Raw genomic sequence first — 7907 nt, 5'->3', positions numbered from 1 at the left:
CTGCCGCTCTATAGCGGCAGGCACTTCCATGAATGTGATAGAAATCGACGCAGCCTCCAACAACGGCGTGGACAACATCCGTGAGATCCGGGACGAGGTGGCTTATTCGCCCACCGAGGGTAAATACAAGGTCTATATCATCGACGAGGTGCATATGCTCTCCATCGGAGCCTTTAACGCCCTCTTAAAGACCCTGGAAGAGCCGCCCTCTTACGTTATCTTCATTTTGGCGACCACCGAGGCCCACAAGATTCCGGTGACCATCCTGTCCCGGTGTCAGCGGTATGATTTCCGGCGCATCACGGCGGACACTATCACTGCGAGACTTCAGGAGCTGACGGAGAAAGAGGGCGTGGAGACCGAGGAGAAAGCCCTGCGCTACATCGCCAAGGCGGCCGACGGCTCCATGCGAGACGCCTTAAGCCTTCTGGATCAGTGCATTGCTTTTTATCTGAACCAGAAGCTGACCTATGATCATGTGCTGGACGTATTGGGAGCGGTGGATACCGAAGTTTACAGCAAGCTTCTGCGAATGACGCTGGAACGGAATTTGCCCGGCGTCATGGCGGAGATTGAGGAGCTGGTGATCCAGGGCCGGGAGCTGGGACAGTTTGTGACCGACTTTACCTGGTATCTCAGGAATCTGTTGCTTCTGAAAAGCAATGATAATATGGAAGATATTCTGGATGTGTCCACCGAGAACCTGGCCCGCCTGAAAGAGGAGGCTCTGCAGATCGAGGACGACACCCTGATGCGCTATATCCGTATTTTCTCGGAGCTGGGCGGACAGATCCGCTATGCGTCCCAGAAGCGGGTACTGGTGGAGGTGGCCTTTATCAAGCTGTGCCGTCCCGCCATGGAGACGAACACAGACGTGCTTCTGGACCGCATCCGCGTGCTGGAGGAAGAATTCGAGGCGAAAATGGAAGAGCTGGAAAACGGAGCTATTTCCTATGGGGGCGGCCGGCAAAATGGAGCGCCCGCAAGCGCCCAGGCAGAGCCAAAGAAGCCTGCGCCCGCGGCTCCGGCGCCCAGGTCCCTGCCCGAGGACGTGCAGAACGTGGTAAAGAACTGGCATAACGTGCTGAACCGTCTGCACCCGCTTTTGCGGACTTATCTGAAGGACGCGCAGCTGAAGGCCGTTGGCGACGGGAAGCTTGGCATTATAGCGGCGACGCCTACCGGCGAGGCTTTTCTGAAGGAGACCCGTCACATTCAGGAGATCAAAAATGTGATCTTACAGGATACCGGAAAGGACATGGAGATTCTGGTAGCCTGTATGGAAAATGACCCCCACGCGGAAGTGGGAGCGATTGACATCGAACAGGTCATTCATACAGAAATAGAATTTGAAGACGAATAAGGAGGAGTAAAAAATGGCAAAAAGAGGTGGATTTCCGGGAGGCATGGGCATGCCCGGCAATATGAACAACCTGATGAAGCAGGCTCAGAAGATGCAGCGCCAGATGGAGGAGAACCAGAAGGCTCTGGACGAGAAGGAGTACACCGCGGCAGCAGGCGGCGGAGCAGTCGAGGTCAAGATGACCGGTAAGAAAGAGATCACAAAAGTAACCATCGATCCGGACGCGATCGATCCCGAGGACGTAGAGACCCTGGAGGAAATGATCCAGATCGCGGTCAACCAGGTACTGCGTCAGCAGGAAGAGGATTCCGCGTCCATGATGTCCGGTCTGACCGGCGGTCTCGGCGGAGGCTTTCCGTTCTAATGGATTATTACAGCAGCCAAATCAGTAAATTAATCGAGCAGCTTTCAAGTCTGCCCGGCATCGGCGGCAAGACGGCCCAGCGGCTGGCATTCCACATCGTAAATATGCCTCTGGAGAAGGTACAGGCACTGTCTGATTCCATCATCAATGCCAAGAAAAATGTCCGTTATTGTAAAGAATGCTTTACCATGACGGATCAGGAGCTCTGCCCCATTTGCGCGAACCCCAAGCGGAACCATAAGGTCATCATGGTGGTGGAGAATACCCGGGATCTGGCCGCCTACGAGAAGACCGGCAAATACGACGGCGTCTATCATGTGCTCCACGGAGCCATTTCCCCAATGCTTGGAATCGGCCCGGCAGATATCCGTCTCAAGGAGCTGATGACCAGACTGCAGGGAGATGTGGAAGAGGTCATCATCGCCACCAACTCCAGCCTGGAGGGGGAGACGACGGCCATGTATATCAGTAAGCTGATCAAACCGACCGGAATTAAGGTCAGCCGGATTGCCAGCGGCGTACCGGTGGGCGGAGATCTGGAATATATCGATGAGGTGACACTGCTCCGGGCGCTGGAGGGGCGGGTAGAACTGTAGGAAAGCCGATTGCTATTTACAGGATGCTGTTCCGCGAAGCGTGTTGCTGTGAAGGAGCGGAATAGCAATGAAAACGGACAGAAAACGACAGGAATTCACAAAGAACAGCTTGACCGACTCTGAAAGTCTCGGTATACTATAAGAAGCAGATTTTATTTTACAATATTTTATAAAAGGTGGGACAAACATGACGAATTTAGAACTCCAGAAGACGGCGAATGAAGTCCGCAAGGATATCGTTACTGCCGTTCACAGCGCAAAGTCCGGACATCCGGGCGGATCTCTGTCAGCAGCAGACATGTTTACATATCTGTATTTTGAAGAGATGAACATCGATCCGAAGGATCCGAAGAAGGCAGACAGAGACCGTTTCGTACTTTCTAAGGGTCACACAGCTCCGGGTCTGTATTCCGTTCTTGCTGAGAGAGGATTTTTCCCGAAGGAGGATTTGGTTACCTTAAGACACGTAGGCTCACATCTTCAGGGACATCCCTGTATGCAGCACACGCCGGGTCTTGATATGTCCAGCGGATCTCTGGGACAGGGAATCTCCGCAGCAGTCGGCATGGCACTTTCCGCAAAGGTATCCGGCGACAGCTATCGTGTATACACACTGCTGGGTGACGGCGAGATCCAGGAGGGTCAGGTATGGGAGGCTTCCATGTTCGCAGGCGCGAAGCATCTGGACAACCTGTGCGTCATCGTAGATAACAACAATCTTCAGATTGACGGACCTATCGGCGAGGTAAACTCCCCGTATCCCATCGATGATAAATTCAAAGCGTTCAACTTCCATGTAATCAACATTGACGGTCACAACTTCGATGAGATCCGTATGGCTCTGAACGAAGCAAAGACCATCAAGGGTCAGCCCACAGCTATCATTATGAAGACAGTAAAGGGCAAGGGTGTTTCCTTCATGGAGAACAACGCAGGATGGCATGGTTCTGCTCCGAACGATGAGCAGTATGCAATCGCAATGGCAGATTTGGAGAAGGTAGGTGAAGCATTATGTCAGAAGTAAAGAAGGTCGCAACAAGAGAAAGCTATGGCAACGCGCTGAAGGAGCTTGGCGCTGAGAATCCGAACGTTCTGGTACTGGATGCTGACCTTGCCGGCGCAACCAAGACAGGCGTATTTAAGAAAGCATATCCGGATCGCTTCTTCGACTGCGGTATCGCAGAGGGCAATATGGTAGGTATCGCAGCAGGTCTTGCTACTACAGGCAAGATCCCGTTCTGCAGCACCTTCGCAATGTTCGCTGCCGGCCGTGCGTTCGAGCAGGTTCGTAATTCCGTAGGATATCCACATCTGAATGTGAAGATTGCCGCTACTCATGCAGGAATTTCCGTAGGTGAGGATGGAGCTACCCATCAGTGCAACGAGGATATCGCTCTGATGCGTACAATTCCGGGCATGGTTGTCCTGAACCCGGCAGACGACGTAGAAGCAAGAGCAGCTGTAAAGGCAGCAGCTGAGTACGAGGGACCGGTATACCTGCGCTTTGGCAGACTGGCAGTTCCGGTATTCAATGATGAAGCAAACTATAAGTTTGAGATCGGAAAGGGCATCCTGTTAAGAGAGGGTACCGATCTGACTATCGTGGCGACAGGTCTGTGTGTAAACAGCGCTCTGGAAGCAGCTGAGAAGCTGGCTGCAGAGGGCATTTCCGCAGAGGTAATCAATATCCACACCATCAAGCCGCTGGACGAGGAGATCATCCTGAAGTCCGCGAAGAAGACCGGCAAGGTAGTAACCGCAGAAGAGCATTCTGTGATCGGCGGCCTTGGCAGCGCTGTTTGCGACGTACTTAGTGAGAAGCTTCCGACTCCGGTAAAGAAGATCGGTGTATATGACGTATTCGGCGAGTCCGGCCCGGCAGTAAAGCTGCTTGAGAAGTACAAGCTGGATGGCGCTGGCGTATACGAGCAGATCAAAGACTGGCTGAAATAAGGAAAAAGTAATAGTGTAAGTTTACAGAGGCAGGCGTTCGAAGAGGACGTCTGCCTTTTTGTACAAACAGGAAATCACCTGATATACAGGCGGGATTCTATTTCCAGACTGTCGAAAAAAATTCCGAATCCCTCGACACCATCCGCCACACCTCGCGCCCGGTCTGTGTTACCATGCAGAAAATGAGCGGGCAATTACCCCCGGGGCGGTCCGGGATGCTCAAATTCATGAGAAAACAGCGGTAATGAGGTGAGTGTATGATTGAGTTCGTTTACAGAGAAAATGCGAAAGAAACGGGGCCGGAGCGGAAAATTGAGCTGCCGAAAAATGTGCGCCAGATAGGCGATCCGGAGGACAGACGTAAAATATATATAGAAGATTATGTGATTACCTATCTGCGGCGGCTGGCGGGAGAGGAGACGCTGAACAGCCGGGTAGCGATACTGCTTGGCCATACCGAGCAGATGGACGGGCTTCCCTATCTGTTCATCCGGGGCGCTGTGGGCCTGAAGAAGCTGGAGTACACAGAAAACGGCATTCCCTTCACCGATGAGATCTGGGCGGAAGTGTACGGAGCCATGAAGGAGTACTTCGCGGATCTGGACATCCTGGGCTGGTATCTTTCCCTGCCCGGCTATCCCATGGAGCTTGGTCCGGAGCTTCTGAAAATTCATGTGAATTATTTCGGCGGTGTGGACAAGGTGCTGCTGGTGTCGGACTCTTCGGACGAGGCAGCAGATTTCTTTGCCTATGAAAATGGAAAACTGACGCGTCAGCGTGGCTATACGATATTCTATGAGCGCAACGAAGCCATGCAGCGCTACATGATTGAGACAGGGGATGGCGAAAGCATCGACGAAAAAGAACACTTTGAGGATCGGGCCATCAAGAGCTTTCGGACCATCGTGCAGGAGAAAAGGGAGGCATCCGGCCAGAAGCGGGTCATGACCTTCCTGTATATGGCCAGTACCTTTCTGGTGATGGTGGTGCTGGTTATCGGAATTACTCTCATCAATAATTATGAGAAAATGACCGGACTGGAGACAGCCCTGCGGGAACTGACGGATTCGCTGGAGCAGCAGGACACGGAGCTGAAAGCGGCCTATGCGGATCTGGGACAGGCTGAAGACGGGACGGCTCAGGATGGAACTGCGGCTGAGGAAAATCGGGTCGGAACAACGGTGGAGGACGCGGAGTCAGACGGGAAAACGGCTGCGCCGGAACAGGCGGATTCAGCAGACTTGGCAGAAGCTACAGAGGAGGCAGATAATGCAGCGGATTCCCAGGAGCAGGGCAATACCCAGGCAGAATCAGCGGATGACACAGCAGCCGCGCCTGCCACGTCAGAAGCAGTCACCTCCACCCCGGAGAGCTACACCGTCCGCAAGGGCGATACCCTCCTGAAAATCAGTCGCCAGATTTATGGACGCGACGATGAAATCGATGCCATCTGCAGCCTGAACGGTATCGAGGACAGTGACCGGATACTGGAGGGACAAAAACTTTTGCTTCCCTAATGGATCTGTGCTATCATAGCATAAAAAGAGACATAGCCCGGAATGCCGGAGAAAGCGCCGGACAGTCACAGGATTGCAAAGGATAACAGCCCATGGCCAATATAACAAAGCTTTATGATACGCCGCCCTACCAGGAGCAGGACAGCGATTCCAAGGATTATAAGAAAAAACTGCTTCGGCATCGGGCAGGAAAAAGCGCGAAATACCTGATTGGAGCCGTCGTCGTATTGTGCGGCTGCCTGGTGTTCAACGTCTGGTCTCGGAACAAGACCTACACCACCTATGAGACCGCAGCGACAGTGGAACATAGCAGCACCGTAAATACTTTGTATACAGAATACAATGGCAAGCTTCTGAAATACAGCAGGGATGGCATTTCCTGCATCGGTTCCAATAACGAAGCCATCTGGAGCCAGACCTACAACATGCAGAATCCCATGGTGGATATCTGCCAGAGCGCGGTCGCCGTAGCGGATCAACAGGGCAACACCGTATACGTCTTTGACGCTCAGGGCGCGGTCACCGAGATCAGCACCCTGCTTCCGATCCAGCAGATCAGCGTCTCCGCCCAGGGCGTAACAGCTATTTTACTGAACGACAGCACTGTATCCTGGATTTATCTCTATGATAAAGAAGGCAACAAGCTGGCAGAATCCCGCTGCAGTCTCGATGAGACCGGCCAGCCCATTTCCATCGGCATTTCCCCGGACGGAGCCAAGCTGGCGGTGTCCTATCTGCAGGTACAGGAGGGAGCGGCGGCCAGCTGCGTGGTATTTTACAACTTCGGTTCCGTAGGAAGCAACTTTGTGGACAAAATCGTTTCTTCCAAGGTGTACGCGGACACGGTCATCCCCCGGGTCAAATACATCGGCAAATCCACCTGCGCGGCCATTTCCGATCAGAGTATCATCTATTATGAAGGCGCGGAGATTCCGGAGGAGAAAAATACAGTCACTGTGGATTCTAAAATAGAAAGTATTTTCTGGGGGGACGGTCGTATCGGCATCGTTACGCTGGGCGACGATACTATTGAGGAGGCGGAAGAGGAAACCGGCAGATATCAGGTGGATCTCTACGATGCCTCTGGCAGACAGATCCTGTTCCGGAAGACGGACCTGGAATACAGTCAGGTAAAACTGTCTGGCAAATATCTGATTTTATATAATGAAAATGAATGCGAGATCTACAGCGAAAAGGGTGTCCTGAAATACAAGGGCTCTTTCGACAGCGTCATTGCGGATCTATATAAGGGAAATGGACGGAATAAATTCGTCCTGGTATTCTCAGACCGGACGGAAACCATCCGCTTACGGTAATAGTCATAAAGAAAAGTAAAAGAGCCTCGGCAAAAACAGATGCCGGGGCGCTCTGCTATCATAACAAAGGAGAAATATTATGAACTGGTTACTGCCCGCAGTAGGCTTATTTATCATATTATCCGCATGGGACGGACACCACAAAGGCTTCATTCGCAAAATCGTAGGCGTGCTGAGCCTGGCGCTGACCCTGATTATCACCTCGGTGGTATCGCCCTATCTTCATGTCTTCCTGAAAGAAAGCACCGGTCTGTACGGCTTCCTTCAGAATAGCATAGAAGGAAGCGACATGGAATTACTTGACGCGCTTCGCGTTCTCGGTATGGAAAATGCGGTAAGCGGTTATCTGGCAGACGAGATCCTGCGCTGGGCCGCCTTCCTGATTGCACTGCTTCTGGCAGGCGTTCTGATCCGCGGTATCGTATTCTCCCTTGGCATTGTGTCCCACCTGCCGATCCTCCACGGCCTCAACAAAACTGCCGGTCTGCTCCTGGGCTTCGCGGAGGGCGTGGTGCTGGTCTGGATATTCTTTGTGGTCATCACCGTATGTGCGTCCACCAGTGTCGGCGGCCAGCTCCTAAAAATGACTGCCCAGAGCAGTATCCTGTCCTGGCTCTACCGCAACAATCTGCTCCTGAATTGGCTGAGCTTGTAAAAATGGCTTAAAATCAAGGAAAAACAGGCTTTTTTCATCTGTGGAGCCGGGAATTGTACCTTCTGTAGAAAAAATATTAAAAATTTAAAAAAAAGGTGTTGACATTCTCTTGCACCCGTGATAAAGTATAGAAGCTGTCGCGA

Annotated in this window: 8 protein-coding genes; all 8 read left to right on the top strand. The window is 52.3% G+C overall.

Translation table 11 applies throughout. From position 1 onward, the window contains the following. A partial coding sequence (gene dnaX, locus WMO29_RS16485; RefSeq protein ID WP_349165534.1) for a DNA polymerase III subunit gamma/tau occupies positions 1-1363 on the top strand: 1363 nt, incomplete at its 5' end. Positions 1364-1376: 13 nt separating this feature from the next. After that, positions 1377-1727: a YbaB/EbfC family nucleoid-associated protein gene (locus tag WMO29_RS16480; RefSeq protein ID WP_178040166.1), complete on the top strand. Its 351-nt coding sequence runs from the start codon at positions 1377-1379 to the stop codon at positions 1725-1727. Beyond that, positions 1727-2323: a recombination mediator RecR gene (gene recR, locus WMO29_RS16475; protein WP_178040167.1), complete on the top strand. Its 597-nt coding sequence runs from the start codon at positions 1727-1729 to the stop codon at positions 2321-2323. The genes WMO29_RS16480 and recR overlap by 1 nt, the downstream gene beginning before the upstream one ends. Positions 2324-2510: 187 nt before the next feature. Continuing rightward, the gene (locus WMO29_RS16470; protein ID WP_158365291.1) at positions 2511-3347 is read left to right on the top strand and encodes a transketolase; all 837 of its coding nucleotides are present in this window, start codon (positions 2511-2513) and stop codon (positions 3345-3347) included. After that, on the top strand, positions 3335-4276 hold the full coding sequence (locus WMO29_RS16465; protein ID WP_178040168.1) for a transketolase family protein: 942 nt from the start codon (positions 3335-3337) through the stop codon (positions 4274-4276). The genes WMO29_RS16470 and WMO29_RS16465 overlap by 13 nt, the downstream gene beginning before the upstream one ends. A 257-nt stretch (positions 4277-4533) precedes the next feature. Further along, positions 4534-5793, top strand: a complete 1260-nt coding sequence (locus WMO29_RS16460; RefSeq protein WP_349165532.1) for a LysM peptidoglycan-binding domain-containing protein — start codon at positions 4534-4536, stop codon at positions 5791-5793. Positions 5794-5885: 92 nt separating this feature from the next. Beyond that, the gene (locus WMO29_RS16455; protein ID WP_349165531.1) at positions 5886-7109 is read left to right on the top strand and encodes a DUF5711 family protein; all 1224 of its coding nucleotides are present in this window, start codon (positions 5886-5888) and stop codon (positions 7107-7109) included. Between the two features lie 79 nt (positions 7110-7188). Next, entirely contained in the window at positions 7189-7764 is a 576-nt protein-coding gene (locus WMO29_RS16450) for a CvpA family protein (RefSeq protein ID WP_349165530.1), read from the top strand. Positions 7765-7907 lie beyond the last annotated feature (143 nt).

The organism is Laedolimicola intestinihominis (assembly GCF_040096155.1).
Classification (GTDB): domain Bacteria; phylum Bacillota; class Clostridia; order Lachnospirales; family Lachnospiraceae; genus Laedolimicola; species Laedolimicola intestinihominis.
Note: the sequence above shows the minus strand (reverse complement) of the source record. Positions and strands in the feature narration are given on the sequence as shown.